Source organism: Corynebacterium macginleyi, from assembly GCF_003688935.1.
Taxonomy (GTDB): Bacteria; Actinomycetota; Actinomycetes; order Mycobacteriales; family Mycobacteriaceae; genus Corynebacterium; species Corynebacterium macginleyi.
This window is the reverse complement of record NZ_REGE01000015.1, coordinates 21,916-44,954: the sequence shown is the minus strand read 5'-3', so window position 1 is coordinate 44,954 and position 23,039 is coordinate 21,916. Positions and strand designations below refer to the sequence as shown.

General features: G+C 57.0%; 22 protein-coding genes. 21 read left to right on the top strand and 1 reads right to left on the bottom strand.

From position 1 onward, the window contains the following. Nucleotides 1–208 precede the first annotated feature (208 nt). From D9V82_RS09450 to D9V82_RS09360, 19 genes are all read left to right on the top strand, one after another. Entirely contained in the window at nucleotides 209–1,264 is a 1,056-nt protein-coding gene (locus tag D9V82_RS09450; RefSeq protein WP_121912145.1) for a hypothetical protein, read from the top strand. 13 nt (nucleotides 1,265–1,277) lie between these two features. Continuing rightward, nucleotides 1,278–2,615: a phage portal protein family protein gene (locus D9V82_RS09445; protein ID WP_121912144.1), complete on the top strand. Its 1,338-nt coding sequence runs from the start codon at nucleotides 1,278–1,280 to the stop codon at nucleotides 2,613–2,615. 2 nt (nucleotides 2,616–2,617) lie between these two features. Then, a complete protein-coding gene (locus D9V82_RS09440; RefSeq protein WP_121912147.1) occupies nucleotides 2,618–4,060 on the top strand; it encodes a head maturation protease, ClpP-related in 1,443 nt (480 codons plus the stop codon). Between the two features lie 13 nt (nucleotides 4,061–4,073). Next, nucleotides 4,074–4,505 carry a hypothetical protein gene (locus D9V82_RS09435; protein ID WP_121912143.1) on the top strand — a complete coding sequence of 144 codons (432 nt, stop codon included), beginning with the start codon at nucleotides 4,074–4,076 and terminating at the stop codon, nucleotides 4,503–4,505. 32 nt (nucleotides 4,506–4,537) lie between these two features. Next, complete coding sequence (locus tag D9V82_RS09430) at nucleotides 4,538–5,485, top strand: phage major capsid protein (protein ID WP_121912142.1); 948 nt, start codon at nucleotides 4,538–4,540, stop codon at nucleotides 5,483–5,485. Then, entirely contained in the window at nucleotides 5,485–5,814 is a 330-nt protein-coding gene (locus tag D9V82_RS09425; protein ID WP_121912141.1) for a hypothetical protein, read from the top strand. Before D9V82_RS09430 ends, D9V82_RS09425 begins: the two co-directional genes overlap by 1 nt. 17 nt (nucleotides 5,815–5,831) lie before the next feature. Then, nucleotides 5,832–6,254, top strand: a complete 423-nt coding sequence (locus D9V82_RS09420) for a Gp19/Gp15/Gp42 family protein (RefSeq protein ID WP_121912140.1) — start codon at nucleotides 5,832–5,834, stop codon at nucleotides 6,252–6,254. After that, entirely contained in the window at nucleotides 6,254–6,622 is a 369-nt protein-coding gene (locus tag D9V82_RS09415) for a hypothetical protein (protein ID WP_121912139.1), read from the top strand. The genes D9V82_RS09420 and D9V82_RS09415 overlap by 1 nt, the downstream gene beginning before the upstream one ends. Next, entirely contained in the window at nucleotides 6,612–6,911 is a 300-nt protein-coding gene (locus D9V82_RS09410) for a hypothetical protein (RefSeq protein WP_121912138.1), read from the top strand. Before D9V82_RS09415 ends, D9V82_RS09410 begins: the two co-directional genes overlap by 11 nt. Next, nucleotides 6,901–7,326 (top strand): hypothetical protein, encoded by a 426-nt coding sequence (locus D9V82_RS09405; protein WP_121912137.1) that lies wholly within the window; start codon nucleotides 6,901–6,903, stop codon nucleotides 7,324–7,326. The genes D9V82_RS09410 and D9V82_RS09405 overlap by 11 nt, the downstream gene beginning before the upstream one ends. Nucleotides 7,327–7,402: 76 nt before the next feature. After that, nucleotides 7,403–8,269 (top strand): hypothetical protein, encoded by an 867-nt coding sequence (locus tag D9V82_RS09400; protein WP_121912136.1) that lies wholly within the window; start codon nucleotides 7,403–7,405, stop codon nucleotides 8,267–8,269. Nucleotides 8,270–8,405: 136 nt separating this feature from the next. Continuing rightward, on the top strand, nucleotides 8,406–8,765 hold the full coding sequence (locus D9V82_RS09395) for a hypothetical protein (protein WP_121912135.1): 360 nt from the start codon (nucleotides 8,406–8,408) through the stop codon (nucleotides 8,763–8,765). After that, nucleotides 8,765–9,463: a hypothetical protein gene (locus D9V82_RS09390; protein WP_121912134.1), complete on the top strand. Its 699-nt coding sequence runs from the start codon at nucleotides 8,765–8,767 to the stop codon at nucleotides 9,461–9,463. The genes D9V82_RS09395 and D9V82_RS09390 overlap by 1 nt, the downstream gene beginning before the upstream one ends. Nucleotides 9,464–9,487: 24 nt before the next feature. Next, a complete protein-coding gene (locus tag D9V82_RS09385) occupies nucleotides 9,488–15,877 on the top strand; it encodes a phage tail tape measure protein (RefSeq protein WP_147446197.1) in 6,390 nt (2,129 codons plus the stop codon). Between the two features lie 3 nt (nucleotides 15,878–15,880). Beyond that, nucleotides 15,881–16,615 (top strand): phage tail family protein, encoded by a 735-nt coding sequence (locus D9V82_RS09380; protein ID WP_121912132.1) that lies wholly within the window; start codon nucleotides 15,881–15,883, stop codon nucleotides 16,613–16,615. 83 nt (nucleotides 16,616–16,698) lie between these two features. Then, nucleotides 16,699–17,670, top strand: a complete 972-nt coding sequence (locus D9V82_RS09375; protein ID WP_121912131.1) for a hypothetical protein — start codon at nucleotides 16,699–16,701, stop codon at nucleotides 17,668–17,670. Continuing rightward, nucleotides 17,671–18,927 carry a coiled-coil domain-containing protein gene (locus D9V82_RS09370; RefSeq protein ID WP_121912130.1) on the top strand — a complete coding sequence of 419 codons (1,257 nt, stop codon included), beginning with the start codon at nucleotides 17,671–17,673 and terminating at the stop codon, nucleotides 18,925–18,927. 9 nt (nucleotides 18,928–18,936) lie between these two features. After that, nucleotides 18,937–20,430: a hypothetical protein gene (locus tag D9V82_RS09365; RefSeq protein ID WP_121912129.1), complete on the top strand. Its 1,494-nt coding sequence runs from the start codon at nucleotides 18,937–18,939 to the stop codon at nucleotides 20,428–20,430. A gap of 15 nt (nucleotides 20,431–20,445) precedes the next feature. After that, entirely contained in the window at nucleotides 20,446–21,042 is a 597-nt protein-coding gene (locus D9V82_RS09360; RefSeq protein WP_121912128.1) for a hypothetical protein, read from the top strand. Here D9V82_RS09360 and D9V82_RS09355 read toward each other — a convergent pair. Continuing rightward, nucleotides 21,039–21,266, bottom strand: a complete 228-nt coding sequence (locus tag D9V82_RS09355) for a hypothetical protein (protein WP_121912127.1) — start codon at nucleotides 21,264–21,266, stop codon at nucleotides 21,039–21,041. The two genes, D9V82_RS09360 and D9V82_RS09355, sit on opposite strands and share 4 nt — an antisense overlap. A 518-nt stretch (nucleotides 21,267–21,784) precedes the next feature. Between D9V82_RS09355 and D9V82_RS09350 the strand changes: the two genes are divergently transcribed. Together D9V82_RS09350 and D9V82_RS09345 are read left to right on the top strand one after the other, a co-directional pair. After that, nucleotides 21,785–22,624: a peptidoglycan recognition protein family protein gene (locus D9V82_RS09350; RefSeq protein WP_167449776.1), complete on the top strand. Its 840-nt coding sequence runs from the start codon at nucleotides 21,785–21,787 to the stop codon at nucleotides 22,622–22,624. Next, nucleotides 22,624–23,034, top strand: a complete 411-nt coding sequence (locus tag D9V82_RS09345) for a hypothetical protein (protein WP_121912125.1) — start codon at nucleotides 22,624–22,626, stop codon at nucleotides 23,032–23,034. Before D9V82_RS09350 ends, D9V82_RS09345 begins: the two co-directional genes overlap by 1 nt. The last annotated feature ends 5 nt before the right edge of the window (nucleotides 23,035–23,039 follow it).

Below are 23,039 nucleotides of genomic sequence, written 5' to 3'. Positions count from 1 at the left end.
GGGAGGCTTGAGCGAGCAGATCATCCAAGTAGGTTGTCGGGTCGATAGAATGTGGTGCAGCGGTCATCGTCATATGCCTTTCGGTGAGATGTGGTAGTTGAGTCGAAAGGTTAACTGACGGTGACCGTCCCACTATTTCCGGGGCCCACCATCAGCAAGCGTTACACCACACTACTGGACGCAACCCACGAAGAAAACTGGGCGTGGCTTGTCGTTTGATTGGCTGATTTTTGACGAGTGTTTTGACCTGCCTAATGAGGTCTATGCTGCGATGAATAACACCACGAAGGCGCGGCCGAACGCGCAGAAGGTGTTTATTTCGTCGCCGGTGAATATTCATGAGCATTTTCATGGTGCGATTTTTTCCGCTAAGCGCTGGGCCGCGCTCGATGGTGCCGACGGCATTCTTTTCAAGGAGTGGTGCCGCGAGGAAGACGATGACCCATTCGAGGAAGTAACGTGGGCTAAGGCGAATCCATCATTGGTGAATGAGCCGCGGCCGGGTGTGCAGCTGGACGAGGTGCGTTCTGAAGCTAATTCGGCGCGTAGCTCGGAAGCTCTGCTGGAGCCGTTCCTTGTGGAGACGCTGGGTCAGGGTTATTGGGTGCCGCGTGATGGTGACTTGGTTGATGATTTTGTTCCGGTGATTGATTATGAGGCGTGGTTGGTGGCGTCTGCCATGATGCCGTCGTCGTTGGGTGAGTCTTGCCTTGCTGTGGATGTGACGCCGGACGGTGAAGCTGTCGGTGTGGTGTCTGCCGCCCAATGGGGCGACAAGGTTTTCTTGTCGCTGGCCCCTTATGAGGATTTTGACCGTGGCCTTGTTGTGGACAAGGTGGGGAGCACCGTTGAGTTGAATGACCCTGCTGCGGTGGTGCTCGACCCGTCGGGGCAGTGTTCCACGTTGGTGGACCCCTTGCGCGGTATTGGTGTTGCGCCGGAGACGCTGGGCGGCGCCCAAGTGTCGAAAGCTTACGAGTTGTTTTTGCGCATGTGGGCTGAGAAACGTATTGCGCATGATGGGGCGCAGCGGTGGTTGGATGCGCTTGGTGTGGCTCAGGAACGGTCGAAGAACGGTCGGTTCCGAAGTCTGGACCGTTATGCCGGTGATGTGACCGTCCTGGTTGCCGCCACGTTGGCTGTGTGGGGATTGCAGGAATACGGGGTTGGTGAGTTCGACGGCGAAGTGAAACGCCGCACGCACTATGTCAGCTCGGCCCGGGGCGTGAAACGCGGTCGTCGAGTTGCTGAAATGAGTTTCTAAGGAGGTGGCCGCTGTGGCTGGATTTAAGGCGCGTGAGGTAGGCCATGCGCGGGCCGCCCGTAACCACGCCCTGTCGGAAGATAACTGGGAACTGCGCTTCCCGCATTCCGCTCGTGTGTTTGCGAAGATGGGGCGTGAGGACGCGCAGGTCACATCGGTGTTGCGTGCAGTGACTCTGCCGATTCGGCGTGCCACGTGGTTCGTGGAGCCGAACGGCGCGCCCGATGACATCGTTGCCGCCGTCTGTGAGGACTTGCGGCTGCGGGCTAAGGGCGAGGACCCTAATAAGCCGTTTGCGCCGCGTACCGGGCGGGTGTCGTGGGAAAAGCACCTGGAACAGGCGCTGAAAGCGATGCAGTTTGGGCACATGTTTTTTGAGCAGGTGTACGAACCTGGCGCGGATGGTCGCGAACACCTCGTGAAGTTGGCCCCGCGGTGGCCGGGGACGATTGATGCAATCAACGTCGATGACGACGGTGGGTTGATGTCAATCCGTCAGACCGCTGCTGCCGGTACCCGACGTGGCGACGAGGTGCGTGAAATTCCCGTAGACCGGCTCGTAGCTTATGTTTTTGATGACGAGGGGTCGCAGTGGACTGGTAAGTCTGTGTTGCGTCCGGCGTATAAGCATTGGAAGCTGCGGGACTCACTGCTGCGGCTGGAGCTTAGTACTTTGGACCGTAATGGCATGGGTGTGCCGGTGTATACGGGTTCTGAAGTGGCGATGGACCCGGATAAGGATTTGGCTGATGGTCAGGGAATTGTTGAGGGTTTTCGTGCTGGGGAGCATGCTGGTGCGTCGATTCCTGCCGGCGCGAAACTGCAATTGTTGGGTACTTCGGGGCAGTTGGTTTCGCCGCGTGAGGCGATTAATTACCACGACAGCATGATTGCTAAGAGTGTGCTTGCTCACTTCCTGAATCTGGAGGGCAAGGGCGGGTCGTATGCGCTGGCTGAAACACAATCGGACTTGTTTATTCAGTCTTTGCAGACCACCGCGGAGTGGTTGGCTGATATAGCCACGCAGCATGTGGTGGAGGACCTGGTGCGAGTGGCGTTCCCGGACCACACTGGTTTGGCACCGCGTGTGACTTTTGACCCGATTGCGTCGAAGAAGGAAATCAGTGCGGCGGACCTTGCCGGGTTGAAGAACGCCGGGTTGATTCTGGGTGATAAGGACCTGGAGGAGGATTTGCGGCGTCGGTACACGCTGCCGCCGAAGCAGAAATTATCGGACGCTTTGGAGTCCAAGAAGCAACGTCAACGCCTCGAGGAAGAAATGGGTGTCACGTTGAGTTCTCAAGATGAGATACCGACTCATGTTGGGCCTGTGGACGAACTTAAGGAGTGACCTTGAACGAGATTCTTATCTATGGAGATATCGGGTTTGAAGTTCAAGCGAAAGACATTGTTAACCAGCTAAACAACGCGAATGGCCCTGTGACTGTCCGCGTCGATTCTTTTGGCGGCGATGTCTACGCAGGAATTTCAATCCTTAACGCGCTACGTCGATACCCGGATGAAGTGACGGTGTATGTGGACGGTATGGCCGCGTCTGCGGCGTCGTTTATTGCCGTTGGTGGTGCTGACCGTCTAATTATGTCGCCTAACTCGAGCTTGCTTATTCACGGGGCATGGTCGCAGGGGGTGGGTAACTCTGAGGAGATGGCGCAGCTATCCGCAGACCTGAATCAGATTACAGACAACCTCGCCACCATTTACGCCGAGAAAACAGGGCAGGAGCCTGAATATTGGCGTGAGCTAATGAAGCAGGACACGACCTTTACTGCTGAGCAGGCGGTTGAGGCTGGTCTGGCTGATGCTGTTGACGAGCTGGAGAAGTCGGCGCGTGCCGAGAAGCGTCACGCGGTAATGGCGGCGCAGCGGTCGCGGTTCGCTAAGCATGTTGGCGGCCGTGGTGTTCCTGAGATTGAAACCCGGGCTGCGGCTCCGCCGCCGCCTGTCACCCGGTCGGAATCGGGGGACGACAACACAACGCCCAGTGATGGGCAGAAAGGGGATACCGTGGGTATTCTGAATCAGCTTGCCCAGGAGCTGGGTAAGACACCGGAGGATGTGCAGGCTGCACTCTCCGGCTTTTTTAATGAGGAAGTAACCGTCACCGCCAAGGTTGACCTGACCTACCCGGAGGACACTAGCGTCGTGCCTACTGGTGAGGTTGAGGTCGGGCCGAGTGAGGAGGTTCCTGCAGGCTTGGTCTTTTCGTTGGGTGATACACCGGAGGGCTGGTCTGGTGAGCTCAATGAGGAATCTGGTGTGCTGAAGATAACCGCCCCGTCCGGTGTGGAACCAGGCGCGGAGGTTGCGTTCACTGTCACCGCTGAGAGTGATGGTGAGGTGACTGAGTTTACGATTCCGGTGACGGTAAAGGCTGCGGCTGAGTCTCAGAACACTGACGCCGCCCCGGAGGTGACGCCAGCGCCTGCCGCGACTGCGGAGGACACTGTCACCTTGGATGCTGAGACCTACAACGAGCTCAAGGCCGCCGCCCAGCATGGTTGGAAGGCTATGGAGGAGCAGAAGGAAGCAAAACTTGTGGCGGAGGTGGACGGCTGGATTAAAGAAGGTCGTATTTCTGCCGCTCGTCGTGGCAAGGCTATTGCTGCGATGAAGCGTGACCCTGATGCCGCTCGTGACATCTACGGCTCGAACCCCGCCGGAACTATCCCGCGGGTGGAGATTGGCTACGGCAAGGACGTTGAACCTGATGCGTCTAAGGCTGTCCGTAGCAAGGCTGACCAACTGGGTTTTTTGGCCCGCACGAATTTTCACTAAGGAGTAATTAACTATGTCGAATCCAACTTTTCGTTCAGGCCCGATTAGCTTCAAGGCCGAGGAAGACGTCACCAAGTTCCGCCTAGTGCAGGTGGGCGAAAAGGGTGTGAAGCACGCTGTGGCTGCTGGCCCGGTGTTTGGCGCGGTCACTGAGAACGCGTCCGCCCCAGTAGAGGAACAGCCTTCTAATACGTTGGCGTTGGGCGCGCCGGGCACCGTTGCTGTGCACATCGGCCCGGCAACGGTGCCGCTGGAGGTTGCTGGCACGGCTGAGGACATTAAGCAGGGTGCGCCGGTGTATGCCGCCGCTGACGGCAAGGTGTCCGGCTCTGGCTCGCTGCTGGTGGGTGTTGCTGCGCGTAATGGTGCGGGCAAGACCGTAAAGACGACCCTGGTGACCCCGGCAGTAGCTGCGCCTGCGGCTGCGGGCATGTCCGAGGGCTAAGAAAAGTACCTGAACTTTAAGGAGAAAACATAATGGCAGAACTCATTACGAGTGCCTACGACGGGCCTAAGCTGACCGTGAACGAAATGTTGGAGGACCCAACTTTTATTCCTCAGCGCGTTGTTGACGGCATGCAGGGACAGTTCCTGGAGGACCTGTTCTTCCGCCAGGCTGAAAGCAACAAGGGCGTGGTCGCGTTCCGCGAGGCCGCCGGCCAGTACCTCGCGGACAATGCAGAGGAAATCGCCGAATTTGGCGAAATCCCCGTGTCCGCCCCGGAGCTTGGGCAGCTACGTGCCGCCTACGGCATCAAGTCCGGTGAAGCTATCCGCATCTCGTACGAGATGAAGAACGAGAACAAGGTTGACCAGGTCAACCGCCATATCCGGGCGTTGGAAAAGACCATGATTCGTCATGGTATCCAGGCCACCCTGGGGGTGTTTAAGTCCGCTAAGGTGCAGGAGCTGCAGGTATCGTCCCCGTGGACCGGAGGCGACCCCGTTAAGGACGTGTTCGATGCGGTCGAGATGGTGCAGTCCGCGCACGAGGATGGCGACCTGAACCGTCAGTTCGACTATGAGCCGAACACTATTTTGCTGCATCCTGCTTCTTACACGAAGCTGGTTCGCAACGAGCAGATGCAGAAGTACTACATCGGCAACGCCGCGCTAGACAACCCCATCTTCCTGGACCAGAATGGTGATTCCATCTTTGGCGGTCTGCGAAACACGGAGCTTTTCGGCACCCTGCGTGTGGCCACATCGCGGCTGATTGAGCAGGGCACCGCCTACGTCTTCGAGGCTCAGGGTGTGGGTTTCAAGTCCGATACGATGCCGCTGACCGCGACCCCGATGTATTCCGAGGGTGGCGACACTCAGCTGGGCGGGCCGACGATGTCGTGGCGCTCTGACCTGGTGCGCAAGCGTGCCATCGCGGTGGATAACCCGAAGGCCATCGTCAAGCTCACTGGTATTGCCTAATGGTCACAGTCACGCTCGCGAAGTACTGGAACCCGGAGGACATTTTGTTGCCTCCGGGTTCTGTCGTTGAGGTAGATGATGCGACTGCCGGGTGGCTGGATAGTTGCGGCGCTGTGCGTCATGAGACTGACCACACTGCCAAGAAACCGGAGAGTAAGCCCGCCCTGGTAGAGCAGGAGGTTGAAAAGCCCGCTGCCGCGCCAAAGGGTGGTGATGTGCCGCGCCCAGCTAAGGCCGCGCCGATAGATGACTGGCGGAAATACGCCGAAGCCCAAGGCATTGTCACTAAGGGTTTGTCGAAGAAAGAACTCATTGGGGCAACCCAATAAAGAAGTGGAGGTTAGCCGTGCTGAACATCAATGCTGCCTATGTGGCAGACCGCCTACCACGTGAGCTAACCGACGCTGAAACAAAGCGCCTGCAGGTACTCATTGATGATGCCGTTGAGCTCATTGATGTGGCTTTCATGCGGGCGGGCCGTGACTTTGATGCGGAGCTGGTGACAGTGCCGTGGCTGGAGTCGGCGGCGCGCCGGGCTGTGCTTGAAATGGTGTCTGCCGCCACCTTGGTGGGTGGGAATGCTGGCATGCGGTCTATTTCGTCTACGACGGGGCCACAGTCGGATTCGGTGACGTTTGCTGACGTGGATTCCGTCTCGTGGGGTGGGGTGCGGCTAACCGACGACCTTTTGAAGCTTCTTGGGTTGTGGCGTGAGGGGGCGCGTGGTCGTTTCCCGCAACCGCGCCGGTGGCCGGAAAGGTGGTCATAATGATTCGTCCTGACCAGGCTGGTGAGCCCATCACCGTTAAAGGCGAGGTGGTGGGCCGTGACCATCGTGGCAGGCCGCAGTACGCGCCGGGGCGTGTAATTGAGCATTGTGTGGTGTCGCCGGCGGGGGACCAGGTCGTTCGCGGTGATGGTTTCGTGCATGGTGACATTACGAAACTGCAGGTGATAGCTCCTGCAGGCACGGTCGTGGCTGATGGGGATACGGTCACGATTCGTGGTGAAGATTACATAGTGCAGCAGCGTCAGTCTTTTGATTATTCGGTGGGGCGTCGCCCCGTGGTGGGGTGGCATCAGCCGAAAGTTGTGTTCGTTGTCGAGCGGGGGGAGGTGTCCGGCAATGTCGCTTGATTATCACAAGTTGTTCAAGGAATTGGCGGCTACTCCGCAGGTTCGGGACGCGTCGCGTAAGAAAGCGGAGCAGGTGAAGCGGTTTATTGAGGCTCGCTGGCCCGAGGTCAATGAGCTGTCTGCTCGCGATAAAGCATTTTTGCGTGGTGGCGGCGATGCGGTGAAAGTTACCCTCGCGACTCGCAATACTTTGCGCCCTACGCACATTGTGATGGTGCGGCACCCGGGTGCGGTTGCGAAGCAAGCTAAGGACGGCTTTTTGACCAAGGCGGTGAAGGATGCGTCCTGATTTTGGGATAACTCCGGACCCGCCTGCATTGGTGCGCAAGCATGTTGCGAAACTCTTTTCTGAAGAGGATGCGGATATGCTGCACCTGCACTTCCTGCCGGATGGGTATAACTGCCACACGGACGGTTTGGCCGTCGTGGTTGGTGGGGATACGGCAGAGGTGGACGGGGTGGCGCATTCACGTGACCTCGTCAAAATCAGCGTGTATGGGCCTGACCACGAGATGGTGCGCCGTCTTGGTCGCAACTTGTACACCGCTTTGACCCAAGGAATGACGGGTATTGGGCTGGGTGTGTCCCGGTCTGGCTCGCGGTTTTTTGGGTCTGGCCCGTCGTATCAGCCGACGGGGTTTGTGGCGACGATGTCTTTGTCGGTCGGTATCGCGAAGATGTTTTTTACCCCGTCGGCGCAGTAATCACACATTTTATCTAGTGGCCGCCTTGTACGGGGTGGTCATAATTTCTATTTATGTCCTTTGAAAGGGGATACTAATGGCTAAGAATCGTAGTGTTGGCCTTGACCTGCGCGTCTTGGAAGACCGCGAAGTACTCGTCAACTTTTCCGACACTCCAATCATCGACAAGAAGACCGGTGCTTTCGTTGGTGAGTGGGAATCCCTCGGCCTGGAGCCTACCGACTCCCAGCACTCCCACACCCGTGAGGTCTCGTCCAACACCACGAACCTGACCGGTGGTCAGTCTTCTACTTCCTACACTTCCGGCGCTATTACCGCCGCGGTGGATGGTATCGCTGGCTCGCCGGTGATGCGTTACATCGAAAACCCGGGCGCGGTTGTGCAGGACGGCACCACCTACGGCAAGCACTCTGACCAGGTCGCAAAGGCATACGTGGCTTTCGTGCATAAGTTCACCTCTGGTCTGGTGCGTATTTGGGTGTCTCGTGAAAAGGCTGACCTGGTGGTCAATGAGCGTGCGACCGCTAAGGACCCGCAGGCTCGCCCGGTTCAGATTACGTTCAACAACGGTGACGATGAGCGCTACTACGAGGAGCGTTTCTACATCGTCGGAGAGGATGGCTCCGTGGTCCGCGTGGAGGAGAAGGTCTTTAAGGACGTCGCTGACGTCAAGGCTCAGATTGAAGCCGGTACGGCGTTCCACCCGCAGGCTTCTTCCAGTGGCCTGACCGCAATGGTCGTGGCCGAGGACAAGTCCGACCACGTCAACTTGTATGAGTACAAGAACCCGGAGACTGATGAGGTTGCTGAGGGGTCTTCTGAGGGTGTTCGCCCGAGTGACGAGCCTCGCGGCCCGGGCGCTGGTTCTGAGGAAGAGGAAGCTGGCGGCTTGCCTGGGTCTGAGGAGGAGTCCGGCGACTCTGCAGGTAGCGAGCAGCTGTAGTGGGTTGATGGGCCCTGCGTCTTTTGTGGTGATTCCGCGCAGGGCCCTACACCAGACTTTAGGTCGAGGAATCACCACCACTTTTATAGTCCCCGTAAAGCGCGGGGCTTTATTCAATTCCATAGGAGGAATCACCATGACCACGGCAAAGAAAAACACCACCAAGAAGACCAGCGACGAGATTGAGGTCCTTGACAAAGCACCCGAAGTTAACTGGAGCGTCGAGAACCGTATCTACACCGAAAAGGGGGTAGAGCTTACCAACGGCGTGAAAGTCGATGTTAGCGTCTTCTTAGATAATGATGACCTGCCTGCATCTTTCGCTGCGCTAGTTGCTGAAGGCAACGTTGGCGGAATGCTTATGGCGAAATTGCCCGATCCGACTCGTACGCTCTTGGATTGGGTTGGTGCGACACAAAAAGACTTGCGTGAGGTCATCGCCCCGGTTATTCAGCGTGCAGATGACCTGCCCGAGTCTGAGAAGTACAAGAAGTAATGTCCGTCCGGCTGATTTTGGACGATGAGCCGGGCAGCTGGGTGGAGTTCACGTGCGGTCGCCGGTGCTTTAGGGCGCGGCGTGACCCCATGTGGCTCGGCCCCGACGACCTACCCGAGTTGCTGGTCAACCCGCGCCTACTGTGGCGGCTGATGGATGATGACTCGCGGATAAAGTCCATGACCACGGCGATGGTCAACGGTGGGCTCAATGACCAACTTGCCGCGTACCTGGAGGCGGTGGGGCTGAGTATTTTCAAGCTAGCACTGGCCACTCACGCCCTCGAAGATGCCGACCTACTCGAAGTAGACCTGCTGCGTATCGGGGTGGATATTCGTGACTGGCTCGCCCCTGAAGGTCCCCTGTCTACGCGCCGTGTAGTGGCGCTGTATCAGGATTTGCTGGACCGGCCGGAAACACGTGTGGGTGCGAAGCGTTTCGACGTGCAACCGATTGACAAAGCAGGCCTTGCGGCCGTTCTTTTCCACACCAGTTTCATGGACCAGGGGTTTGAGCATTCGTTTATTAAGTCGCCTACTGATTTGGAGCAAGAGGCTGAGCAGGCGCGTATTGCCGCGCAAAAGCGTGAGCGCATGAGCCAAGACCGCCGGCGCGTGTTGTCGGATGGTCGTGGCCGGTCGTTTGAGTCTTCGCAGTCGGAGTCGCTGCGGATGCTGGAGGAATTAAATCGCACGTAGGTGGGGGAAATTGAGGTTTTTGAAATGGCTGCTGGATTCGTATCCGTCCCCGTCGTGCCAACTTTCAAAGGGATGTCCAAGGAGTTTTCTGAGCGCCTGGAGAAGCCCGCGAAAAAGTCGGGCGAGGCCGCTGGTAAGGCCATCAGTGACGGGTTGGGCAGCAGTGTTGAAAACCTTGAACGTCAGGTGCGGGCGTCGTCGTCGAAGTTGCAGGACTTGGACCGTGCTTATGAGAAGTCTGCGGCGAAGCAGGCGGCGCAGAAAGAAAAGGTGGAGGCCGCTACTCTTAAGCTGCAGGATGCGGAAGAAAAGTACCAGAATGCTCTGGAGAGCGGCGACAAGGGTCTTGCTGAGCTCGCCAAGGTCAAGGAGGCGAAAGCACGCCTTATTGGTGAGACGGAAAAGCTAGAGCAAGCTGAGATTAATACTCGCGTTGCTGAGGAGAAGCACAAGAATCAGCTTGATGATTTGAACGCAACCTTGGGCAAGCTGGGTGATGCCCAAAAAGAGAATGCTCATGGTGCGAAGGAATCGGCTGGCGCGATGCGTGAGGCTGGTGACGCGGCTGATGATGCGGCGGCGAAGTCTGAGCGGCTGGAGAATTGGCAGCTTAAGGCAGCAGCGGGTTTTACCGCCTTAGCTGGTGGCGCTGCCGTCGTCGGTAAGGCCCTGTTCGATATGGGCTCCCAGTTTGATGACGCTTACGATAGCATCCGCGTAGGCACGGGTGCATCTGGTCAGGCTTTCGATGACCTGAAAGAATCGATGCGCAATGTCGCCACGGAGTCTATTGGTGTGGGCTCTGATATGGGCGCTATTGGTAGCACTCTGGCGGACTTGAATACGCGCCTGGGGTTGACCGGTGAGCCGCTGGAAAAGATGACGTCCCAATTCCTGCAGCTGCAGAATTTAGGTGTCGATGCAGACATCAACGAAGTGTCTAAAGCGATGAGCGGTTTCGGCGTTGAGGCTAAGGACATGCCGGGCGCTTTGGATGAACTTTTCCAGATTTCTCAGGCCACGGGCTTGACTATTACTGATTTGTCGAAGTCTGCGGTGAAGGCTGGCCCGGCGCTGCGCGGTTTCGGGTTTTCCATGGCTGATTCTGCTGCCTTGGTTGGTCAGATGGATAAGGCCGGTTTGGATGCGGATAAGACGTTGCAGTCGATGCAGCGTGCTTTGGCGGGGTTCGCGGCTGAGGGTCGTGACGCGCCGGAGGCGTTGAAAGAGACTATTGGGTCTATTGAAGATTTCATTAAAGCTGGTGATGAAGCAGCGGCCATTAATATGGCTGCGGGTATTTTCGGCACTCGCGGCGCTACCCAATTTGTCGATGCGGTGAAAACTGGCACTTTGTCCGTGGAAGATTTCATGGGTGCCACGGGTGCAACGTCGGACACAATTGCTGATATGGCTGAACAAACCGCTGATTTTGCCGAGAGGTGGGACCAGTTCAAGACCCGGGTTATGGTTGCTTTGGAGCCAGTCGCGACAGAGCTATACAAAAGTCTTGTGCCCGCGTTGGATTTTGCTGCGGAAAAATTCGAATCCCTGGCTAAGTGGGTTACCGATAGTCTCATCCCCGCGTTTAAAGACTTTGGCGAGTGGGTGCAGAAAAACAGTGACTGGCTGATTCCTTTAAGTGTTGCTTTGGGCACTTTTGCTGGCTCTATTACTGCGGCGGTCGTTGCGGTGAAAGCCTGGAATGGGGCGCTGGGCCTGTATAAAAAGGTGACGGAGCTGGCCACGGTTGAGACGAAGCTTTTTAACAAGGCTTTGAAGACAAACGTTATTTTCGTGGTGATTTCTGCGGTTGCTGCCCTGGTGGCGGGCCTGACGTGGTTTTTTACGAAGACTGAGACCGGTAAGAAAATCTGGGCTCAATTCATGGATGTGCTCAAGTCCGGCTGGGACACGGTCAAGGAAAAAATGTCCGGCTTCTTTTCCTGGGCTAAGGACCTATGGGATAGCGCGGTTCAGAAATTCGGTGAGGCGCGTGAGGCCATGGCACCTATCATCGATGCAGTTCAGGAAGTCGCCCGGGTCATCGTTGAAAAAGTTGTCGGCGCTTTCACCTGGTGGGCTGAGACCGTGGTCAGTGTATTTGCTGCGGTGTGGGGCAAGATTTTCGAGTTCTTGGGCTATATCAAGGATAAGTTTTGGCCCATAATCCAAACGGTTTTCACCAAAGTTGGCGGGCTGCTCTCTAACTTTGGGGATAGTTTGTCGTGGGCGTGGGGGAACATCATCCGGCCGGTGTTCCAGGCGCTCGCGGATTTTGCCACCAATGTGCTGTGGCCTGGGCTGCAGCAGGTATTTACCAGGATTGGTGATGCCTGGAAGGCCTTGTCGGATACGTTTTCTGCCTTGTGGTCCTGGATTCGTGATAGTGTGCTGCGGCCCATGGCCGACTTTTTCCAGAACACCCTGTGGCCTGCTATCCAGAACGTTTTGGGTTGGATTGGCGAAAAATGGCAGTGGATGTCGGATAGGCTTTCAGCTGTCGTAAATTGGATTTACGACAACGTCATCATGTTCTACGTTAATGCCCTCAAAACGCTGTGGGACAACGTCCAGCAGGTCATCAACTGGATTGCGGACAAGTGGCAGTGGATGGCGGACCGGCTGTCCGACGTGTGGAACTGGATTTACCAGAACGTCATTTTGCGCGCTATCGACGGGTACAAGAACCTTTGGAAGAATTTCCTGGACGTTGTGACGTGGATTTCTGAGAAGTGGGACTGGATGGGCGCCCAGCTGCATAAGGGCTGGGCGTGGATTAACGACCGTGTTTTCACCCCGTTTAAGGACGGGTTGACGCAGCTCAAGTCGTTCTTCGGGACTGTTGTTGACGGCATCCGCAGCGTATGGGATGGGTTGAAGTCCGTGCTGGCGAAGCCGATCAACTTCATGATTAACACCGTCTACAACGACGGCATCGCTAAGGCGTGGGACACTATCGCTGGATTCTTGCCGTTGGAGCCGAAAACAGCAAAACGCCTGTCCCCAATTGGTGGATACGCTACTGGTGGCGCTATCCGCGGTAAGGGCACCGGCACGTCGGATGACATTTTGGCGTGGCTGTCGAATGGTGAGCATGTATGGACGGCGCAAGATGTGCGTGACATCGGCGGACAGTCCGCCATGTATGCCATGCGTGACGCGCTGAAACATGGGCGTGGATTCACCTTCGACGGGAAAAACTTGGCGCTGTTGCCACGCGTGGATTCTCGTGTGGGTGACTTAGCAGGTGCCGCGCCGGGGCTGTTCCCGCAGGGTGCGTTTAAGGACGGCGGCGAGGTCCGCCCGATGTGGGAGCTGCAGCTGGAGAAGGGGCATCTTTGGGCGAAGTCTCGGCATGGTCGCCCGTATGTCCTGGGTGGTTCCGCTGACGGTGGCGGTGGTACTGACTGCTCCGGCTTCATGTCGGGCATTGCCGACGTGATGGGTGGCGGTAGTGGTGCTCGTCAATGGGCAACGATGGCGTTCAACGGCGGCGGAAACTCGCAGTACCCGGCTGGCCCGCAGGGTTTCGTTGCTGGGCTTAAAGGCAACACGTTTTCTATTGGTGTGACCAATGGCGGTGCGGCCGGCGGCCATACCGCAGGAACTTTGGGCGCTACGTCGCGGGTTGGTGCGGTAAACGTCGAATCTGGCGGCTCCCCTTCGCTGGTGAAGTACGGAGCGGGTGCCGCTGGTGCTAATGACTCGTATTTTACGACGCATTATCACCTGCCCATTGGCCCGGGGGGCGCTTTCGAGATTGGTAAGGGCAGTGGTGGCCCGTCGCCGGACATGATGCGCGCCTACGTTTCCAACAAGGTTGAGGGTGCTATTGACAAAATCATGGGTCCGATTGCCGCTCGACTGCCCTCTGGCCCGCCTAGCTGGAAGGAAATCCCCCGCGGGGTCTACGACAAGGGCAAAAAGTCCATGGCTGATAAGACTGCAGACATTGTCACTAATCTTGGGGACCGCTTATCCACCGTGTTTACCGCCGCAAAAGAAGTCGGCGACATCGTACGCGATGGTGCCCGGGGTGTAATGGATTTGGCAGGTCGTGCCATTGGTCTGCACGATAGTGGTGGCTGGCTGCAGAACGGTAATCTGGCGTTAAATCTGTCGGGTAAGCCGGAGCCGGTTTTGACTAATGCGCAGTGGGCTTCGGTGTCCGAGATGGTCAAGTCCCTTGGGGATTTGGTGCCTGCGATTAAGAAGCAGACTGAGGCTATTGCTCAGGCCACTGATAGTGCTCAGGACTGGTTTATGAAGGTCGGCGATTACAACAGTGTTGAGGGCATTAATGCCCGCCAGGGTGTGCGCCGTCTCCTAGACCTTGGTCTAGACCTGCCGGGCACGGAGGTAATCACGCAGGTACTCGATGCGGAAGATACTCTGTGGGATTCTCGTGCTCGCGCTATCGGGCATGTGCAGAATCTGGCCGATAAAGAAAAAGCTTTGCAGGAGGCGCGGCAGGCTGCTGCAGAGCTGGCTAATCGGCCTGCTGGCGTGTCTGCGGACGACCAAAAGAAAATTGATGATGCGCAGAAGGCGCTCGATGAGGCGAAGGCTGAGAAAGCTAAGGCTGATTCTGATGATGCTCGTGCAAAGGCCGCTGACAAGGTTACCGAGGCTGAAGAGAAGCTGAAGCAAGTCCGTGAGGGGGTGGATAAGAATTCGGAGGAGAATGCTCAGAAGCATGCCGAGGAGGTCATTAGGGCTAATGATGCTGTGGCTAAGGCTGAGCAGGAGCTGGTTGCTGCTCGCAAGCAGCAGGCCATGGACTTGGATAACATCGTTTTGGTATCGCAGGCGCAGGTCAGTGGTTTGCTGCCGATGGTGGAGAAGTTTGCAAACCAGCTCGTGACTTTGGGGGTCCCTGCTGCCGCTGTTGGTGCTGGACTCGCACCGCTTACGGGTGGTTTGTCAGCTATGGCGGCGTTTGTTGGCCCAGCTGGAATTACTTTGGGTATGGCGCTTGACCTACTCAAGGCGGGTATCGCCATTATTAAAAAGATTGTGGCTGCGGTGAAGGAAATAATCGAGAAGGTTCGAAAGGCCCGCCTTGATGCGCTTAAGGCTTTGGCTGATGGTTGGGCGGTGATTGCGGATTATGCGAAGCTCACCATGGAGCTAGAGACCAATGCGGCTAAATTGCAGCAGGCGCTTGTGCGCGGTGCGAATGCTCAGCGGGAAGCCGAGTACAACCTAATGCTGGCTCAGCATGACCGTTACATTGCGGAAGCTGAGGGTGCGTTGAAGGTGGCTGAGGCGCGTTTGGCTTTGGATGCTGAGATTAAGCGCGGTGCGACCATCGCTCAGCTGAAACTGATGGGCTTGCATGAGGACTGGGACTCGTATTTGGCATATCAGGCGATGAAGTCGCAGGGTGTGTTGGAGCAATGGTCTGATGCGGCTATTAGTGCGCTGTACACCTATGAGAAAGCGCGTGCCGAAGCGCTTAAGGGTGAGGTCACTGCTCGTCTGGAGCACATTAAGGCCGAAGCTGCTTTGGCTGCTGCGGCGCGCCAAAACCTGCGAAATCAGCAGGACTTGTTGGCGGCGCACGAGCGGCTGATTCGCATGTCTGCGAAAGTCGCCGGTGTCGACCTGGTGGAGGCTACCGGTACCGCGCAGGTGGCGAAGCTTATGTCTGAAATGGCGCAGCTTACTCAAGCGATGAATAAAAACACGCTGGGTAAATGGGGTGCTCGCTTAGGTGCCCAGGGCTCATTCGCTAATGAGTATCGTGGCCAGAAAGCTAAGCTGGAGGGCCTACGAGAAGCTTTGGACGCGGTGGTCAAGGAAACCGGGGTCACTATTGACCGTGGTGAATTGGACCGCACGCTAAAGCTCATGGCTAGGGCTGCCTACCGTGGTGGTACCCCGATGGATGTGCTGCGTGCGCGGATGCCGCAGCTGGCGGATGCGGAGACGGCGCTGCGGGTTAATGAGGCGCTAAAGCCGATTTATGATGCGCGAGACCAAAAGAAGCAGTTGGAGCGGCAAGTCGAGGACTTTAAGTCTGAGATGGACTTGTATGAGAAATCTAATCCGCTTGAGCGCACTATTAAGGGTCTTGAGTACACGATTAAGTCGCTGGAGCAGTCGGCTGGGGCTTTCGCTAAGGGCAATGAGGGGTTGCGTGGCGAGTATCTGCGGGCTGCTCAGGCTAATAGTGATGCTGCGGCCGCAGCCGGTGTTAATTGGAAGTTGGACAAGAAGTATGCCAACCAGGGTGTGCGTGACCAGATTCGCCGGGAGACCACGATTCACCTGGACGGGTCGAAGATGTACACCGCAGACCAGATTGACCAGCTTTTGGCTGAGGTCACGGCTGGTACGAGCGCGGCTTACCGTATGGTGCGCTCGGCTAGTGAGGTGGCGACGGCTCGTCGAAAGGAGCGTGTCTAAACAATGCTGAATGTGGTGCTGATTACCGCTCTGGGTGACGAGTGGAGGCTTACCGGGACTGACCGGGAGTCTGAGGTGCTTGCGCCGTACGGCATGCTGGAGGAGCTGAAAGCGAATGCGTCTAGGTCTGATATTGCGGTGCCTGGTGGTGCTGGGGTTTTGCCGGGGGCGCGTCGTTTTGGGCCGATTCAGGCGGAGCTGGAGTTTTATTTGAAGGCTCGTGAGGGTCGTGACCTGGAGGACGTGTACCGGCGTTTGCGCCAAGGGTGGGCGGCGGCAACATGGTTGAATCCGTGCGTGCTCAGCATTGAGTCAGATAACCCACTGTCGCCGCTTACGTTTGAGCTCGTCGTAGACGGGGCGTTGCCGGGTGTGCCGGTGGACATGAGGCGGCGTTCCGCTGAGGTTTTGTCGGTTCCGGTGGTGTGCGTGGATGGTGTTGCGAAATCGTCACTAATGGCAGGTACAGGTAACGTCACAGTGACGAATCATGGTGATGTTCCAGTATGGCCGATAATCCGCTATAAGGGTGCCGGTGGGGCAGTAACAACCCCATCGTCGGCGACGTTCACGCTTCCGGCCGTGGAGTCGGAAGCAGTGGTGGATTTGAATCCGATGAACCTTCGCCTGGACGGAGCTTTCCCCGAAAGCGTCCCACCCGGCGGGCAGGGCGTATGGAAGCTACCCGCGGGCGCTCAGCTTGAGTGGTCGATTGGTGTGGCTGACCCGTGGAGCTAGACAAAAAAAGGGGCCTAAAGCATGTGGAGGTGCGGCCCCGCCTCCCCCTATTTTTTCTAACTGAATTTTTGTGAGGTGTGAGCATGACCGATTGGGACTCGTGGCAAAAGACCGTCAACCATACAGTGCGGACGCAGGGCCGGTGGTATGGGATTGGTGATGCTAATGGCGCGCCGCTTTTTACATTGCCGATGCCGTCGGAGCATGACACGCCGGAGCAGTGGATGGATGCGGCTGATTTGCAGATGACATTCCCTGCACGTGACCAGTATGGGAGGCCCAACCGCGTTACGGAGCTTTTGCTGACCTCGGCGATTGAGCATTTTGACCCGTCCGGCCAGTTGCCTACCGCCGAGGGTGACTACATGCTGCTGGTGGCATTCCCCGGCAAGAATGGCACGGTGGTGCGCCGGGGTGGGGCGATTGTGCACGCCGTCGGAAACGACCCCACGAATGACGGCACGCCGTCAGAAATTACGATTAACGCCCTAAACCTTATGGATGTGTGGCACACGGTACCGGCTGTGTCGTGGCCTGCGGCGTGGTGGAAAGCTGAGCCATACGAGACAGAATCCGATGAATCTGGCCTGGAATATAAGAAGCCCAGGTACATGGCACGCGTCGAGTTGGCGACGCGGCCGATGTTTGTGTGGAAAAACGGGCCTGCCGCTTTCGTCATCCGCCGCCTGGCCCAAGAATCCCTAGACGCGACAATGCGTACCCAAGCAGACCCTGATGGGACGAAATGGGTTGATGACCCTTACCACGTGGTTGAGGTGCCGGAGCTGGATACGTCGGCGGAAATCAGTCTGGAAGCTCGCGACGGTTTCTTGTGGGAGACGGTGAGTAAGCAGGCTGAGAACGCTGGTGTCATTCTTGGCGCGTATTTGTGGTGGCCTGGTGATGCGCCGGTGCGGTGCTGGAATCAGGCCACGTCGGATATGGCTCCGCGAGATGTGGACATCACCCCGTCTCAGGGCGAGTCTTCTCGTACTTTGTCGTATCGGAGTTTTGAGCATGCGATGACCGTGATGACAGTAAAGGAGGTGGCATAGGTGCCCATACCGTATTTTGTGGCTGATTCTGCTCAAGTAACTGTGTTGCGCTCGCTCGCCTCGACGGCGTTCGGGAAATATAACCTCACGTTGCCTGAGGGCGTGGACCTGGAGGACGTGTACGAGGTGGCAGCGCCGGGCAATGAGCTTGCTTACGTGTCCTCATTGGACCCGCGTAAAAGGGTCGGCGGGATGTTTCGCCGGTTCGTACGCGCTGACGTGGACATCACCGCCAAGGGTGAGGGCACCACGCCGACGTCGAACGTGGAACGAGTCCTGGACGAAGCAGCGCAACGCACCTCGGGTGATTTCTTCCTCGAGTCGGACATTAGCCTGGCTGGTCTCGGCCCGTGGCGTCCTTTTGAGGATTTCGTCGTGGGCGATTTGGCGAATGTGGATATATGGGGGCGTGTGGTGCCGCTGCGCGTGACACGCATTGAACCGAAGCGCACGGAACACTCGGATACTGATTGGGCTGTGCACGTCGGCGGGCAGCTGGTGTCTGATGCTGATGCGCGCCTGGCTGAGAACGCGGATATTTATAAGGCCGTGGTGGACGACCGGCGTGACTTAGCCGGGCTGGATGCAAAGATTCAGGCTGAGACAAGTAATCGTAAGCAGGCGATTAGTGCTGAGTCATCAGCGCGGCGTGCTGATGTGGAGTCGGTGCGTAGTGTGTTGACTGGTGGGGGTGAGCAGCAACGGGATTTGCTGGCGTCGCTGGAGGGGTTGAATCGGCAGCTTCGGCGTAATGGTGAGGACCCTGCCCCGGGTCTTATTCCGGCGTATTTGCAGATGAATACGCAGTTGTGGCGTGTGCAGCAGGAAACAAATGAGGCATTGCGTCGCTCTGATGAGGCTTTGCGTGAGGGGCAGAAGGCGAATACGAATTTGATTCGTACGAATTCTGCTCGTCAGCAGGAGATACAGCAGAATCAGGCGCGGCTTAATGCTCAATCGCAGCGGTTGAGTGGTGTTATTGCGGATGTGCAGCGACGGCAGCCGCAGTTTATTGCTTTTGGGAGTAGGGGTGGGGTGAACGCGTTGGGCACTATTCAGGTTCGGCGCGGCAATATTTATTTCGACAAGTTGGGTTCGTGGTCGGGGACGGTGGCGATTTTTGCGTGGGTTGAGGCGTTGATTTCGTATCCGGTTTCGGCTCAGATTTCTCTTGGTGTGCAGGAGACGGGGAAGGAGTTTCGTGTGGGTGTTTTTGAGTCGGTGAAGGCTGGTTTGGCGATTATTGTCCCGGATTAAGGAGGGTTTATGGCTACTGTGAGTGGAAGTTTGTTGTTTGTGTCGTCGCGTGCGGCGCAGGTTAGTGAGGTGTGGGTGCATGCCCGTGAGGTGCGTACTCATGCGGGTGGTGTGGTGACGACGGGGAATGACCGTTTCCCTGTTAATGATGGAGAGGTAACGTTTACGGCGTTGCCTGGGCCTGCGGTACTTGCGTTGATTTCGCAGGGTAGGGCTGTGGATACGATTCCTATCGTCGTTGGTGAGGGCGATGAGCAGTCTTTGCGGCATGTGGTGCGTGCTGGTCAGGTGGTGGATGAGGCGTCGGCGCGTGAGATTGAACGGTTGTCTGCGGAGATGATGGGGGCTTTGGATTCGGCGCGGTCGGAGGCTGAGGCTGCGCGGGGTCATGCCAGTACGGCTGGTGAGCAGGCGGTGGTGGCGCGGGGGCAGGCTGAGGCTGCTGCGTCGTCGGCTGAGGAGGCTAAGGGTCATGCGTCGTCGGCGGAGGGTCATGCGTCTCGGGCGCGGTCTTCTGCTGAGGGGGCGGGGCGTGCTGCTGACCGTGCGGAAGGCGCTCGAGGAGAAGTCGGTTCGGCTCGTGATGCCGCTGTTGAGGCCCGCGATGCTGCACAGGGGCATGCGAGTACGGCTCAGGGTCATGCTAATGCGGCTGCTGCGTCGGCTCGTGAGGCTGAGGGTGCTGTCGGGCGTGCTGATGCGGCTGCTCGGCAGGTGAGGGAAATAGCTACCTCGACTCGGTGGGATGGTGACCGAGTTACGGTGAATGGTAAGCAGTCTCCACCACTGACTGGGCCACGGGGTGAGCGTGGCCCGCAGGGCCCGCCGGGTGAGGTGGATAATATTGACCTCAGCCAGTACGCGAGGCTAGACCAGCTGTCTGATGTGGTGCGCAGCGGGGAGTTGGAGAAGCGGTTTAAAGCCTACCGGCCAGAGACTACGAGCGAGATAGGTGGTAAGGACCACATTGGGGTGCCTATTGCTGCTGGTAAACACGGTCTGCTTTCTATCAGAACAGGCACCATCATCATGTCTCGGGGCGGAAAGATAAGCCTGAATGACCCGAGTTGTATCTGGGCACCTAACCGCCCTAGGGACTATTCAGATGTGACCAATAAGCGGTACGTGGATGAGAAGACTGACCTGAGTAGGGTGGCACCAGCTAATCACACGCACAGGGTAACGGATATTTCGGGGCTGTCAGAGTACGTAAGTTCAGCGACGCATAAGCTCAAGGTGCTGAAAAACTATTCATTTCCCGAGCAGAAGATTAATTTCCGAAAATATTCTAATGGCATGGTGCGAGTGCATTTATACGGGGCGCGACAAGGTGCTGAAATCACTGTTCCAGCAGATTGCGCACCTGAATTGGGTCTTTTTTACGGTGTGGTGCTAGATACTGCTGGTAATAAAGCAGGGATTTTCACTATCAAGACAACCAAGGCTGTAGTAGAGCGCATATCTGACACTGCTATTGGAACCTTCGTTTATCCAGCTTCCTAAATGTAAGGAGAAATTATGAGTATTCAAGAATTGAAATCCGCTGTCAAAAGTCTCAGCGCCCATGATTGGGATGAATTTTTAGACTGGATTTTTGATGATGAGGTCAAGCGTCGTCAAGCATTGCCTGCGGTGGAGGAAGCGCAGGTGGAGATGGTGAAGGATTTGGCGGCGCAGGGCGAGATTACGCGCCCGGACGTAGCAACGGAGGAGGCCGCGATTAATGGTGATGGCATCATTCCCGCGTGGCATAGTCCACAGGGGAAGAAGCATAAGGCGTATTTTCTGGGCGAGGCGGTGATGGATGAGGGCCGTATTTACATCAATCGTCGGGACGGGCTGAATTACGCTAAGCCGAGTGCGCCGGATTCTGGGTGGGAGGTCTACAATCCACCGAAAGAAGACGAGCAGGCGGAGGCCCCGACCGGCGGCCGGGTGGAAGAATCACCGGCACCAAGCACCCCGGCATGGCGTGAACCGGCCAATAAGGCTGAGCTTTATCCGGCGGGCGCTATCGTCACCCACAAAGGCAAGCAGTGGCGCTCCACCACCGACGGCAACCGCGCCGAACCCGGAACCGACAACAGCTGGGAAGAAACCGGGGAGGAAGCTTAGCGGCGCAGCTGTGCCGGTGAGCCCGGCCGGGCCGCATGCCAGAGCTTAATATCCTCAGCAAGCCACAGTGCGCTACGGCCATCGAGCATGGCCACAGGGGCGGGTGTGCGTTTATTCGCGTAGTAACTCGCCCACGTACGTGGGGTGATACCGCAGTGCGCTGCGCACTCTGTAGCGCGCCACAGTTCTTTTCCTGTGTCCGCGTCAATGATTTTAGGCTGCATTTTTCCGCCATTTCTGTACGAGCTGGACGGTCTCAATTGTGAGCGTAACCACAGTGGCGGCCATGATTATCCATAATATTGGGGTGCTTTCTTGGGTGAGTGTGATAAGCACGGCTAGCACTATTAGTGCGCTTGAAATTTTAGACATGATGTGACCTTTCGAGGGTGTGGTATTTTGAGGGGGTGCACCCCAGGAGCTGAGTAGTAAGGATATTCAGCTCCCGAGGTGCCTAGCTATCTAGTTCCAGCTTTTTCATCTCAATCTTGTGATTTGAAATTAGTTTTGCTGTCTCTATTGATAGCCGCCAGATGATTGCTATGGCGATAAGCCACTCCATCTTTCACCTCCTCTTTTCAGTTATTGTAAGTGCCTTGCGGCCTTACACTTAATATTGTACTGTAATAATACAGCATTAGCAAGCTGCAAACACATTAAATTCGCGGAATTTTCCAGCCCAAAACACGCCCCAGCCCGCCACAACGGCCGGGCTATTTTTATGTCAAAAGCAGGTGAAAAAATGAAAGATTATTACCAGGTCCTACCGGACAAAATACGACTACTGCAAAAACACTTCACGCCCGGCCGTGGAGGCCACCGCATCAAATACATCACACGTCACCACCTCGCCATGGTCGGCGACACAGACGCCGCATGGAATGTCTGGCAGTCACGCGCCGCGTCAGCATCCTATGTAGTATCGCCCATCGGTGAGGTCGGCCAGGTCGTCTACGACCGTGATACCCCGTGGTCCAACGCTAATCTAACCTCGAATCGCGAGACCATCACAATCGAGCATTCCAACAGTGCAATCAACGGCTACCCAATTTCAGATACCACCATTCTGGTGGGAGCACGCCTAGCCGCCTCGCTCTGCCTTTTCTACAATCTCGGTCGCCCGCTTTTCGGTGTCAATATCCGCGACCACCGCGAATTTACCTCCACGAGCTGCCCACACCACCTGGCGGCCGGAGGGAAATATCACGACCGCTGGATGGCAGAAGCCCAACGCTTCTACGACCTACTAGCGGCAGGCAAGGTCAACCCAGACGGCTCATTGAAAACACCCCAACCTCGAAAGGAACCAGCTGACGTGCTGACGATTAAATATTTCACTGATTTCATCACGGGCTTTCTCGGCCCGGTCATCTCGGACGTAAAAGACATCCGGCAGCAAATTACCGGCGGGCGGGACAGCGGCCAATACAACGGCTGGTCCATCAGCCAGCTGGTGAAAAACTACCAGTCCAAACCCGGCGACCAGGGCACCATGCCCGAAATGCTGGCCGTGATGCTGACCGAGCTGGAGAAAATACGCACCGACCTCGACGACATCAAAAAGAACGGAGCACAAAAATAATGTCCACCGAAATTCAAGACTCAGTAGCAAACGCGCTGCGTAGCCAACCATGGTTTATACGCCGCAAAGACACCATCGCCGCCGTGGCCGGCACAATCCTCCAGCTGGTTAACCTGCTGGTTGTCATCACAGCAGATGCGCCGCAATGGGTTAACGCCGTCATTGCCATCACCGTCGGTATCGCACAGACCTTGGTGCACGCGACAACGCCGGGTGCGATTACTCCATCTATGGCAACCCGGTTGGAAAAAGCCGCTCTCGAGCCCGCCCCTGTTACGGCGGAGACCACCGCCTACTCGGCAGGCGAGGAAGCAGCACGCCGAGCCGGTGAAGCCGTCCCCAACCACCAGGACCCCGAACACGCACAAGGCACGCACCCGCCAGCACATAGTCACGGTCGCGGCGAATAAGGAGG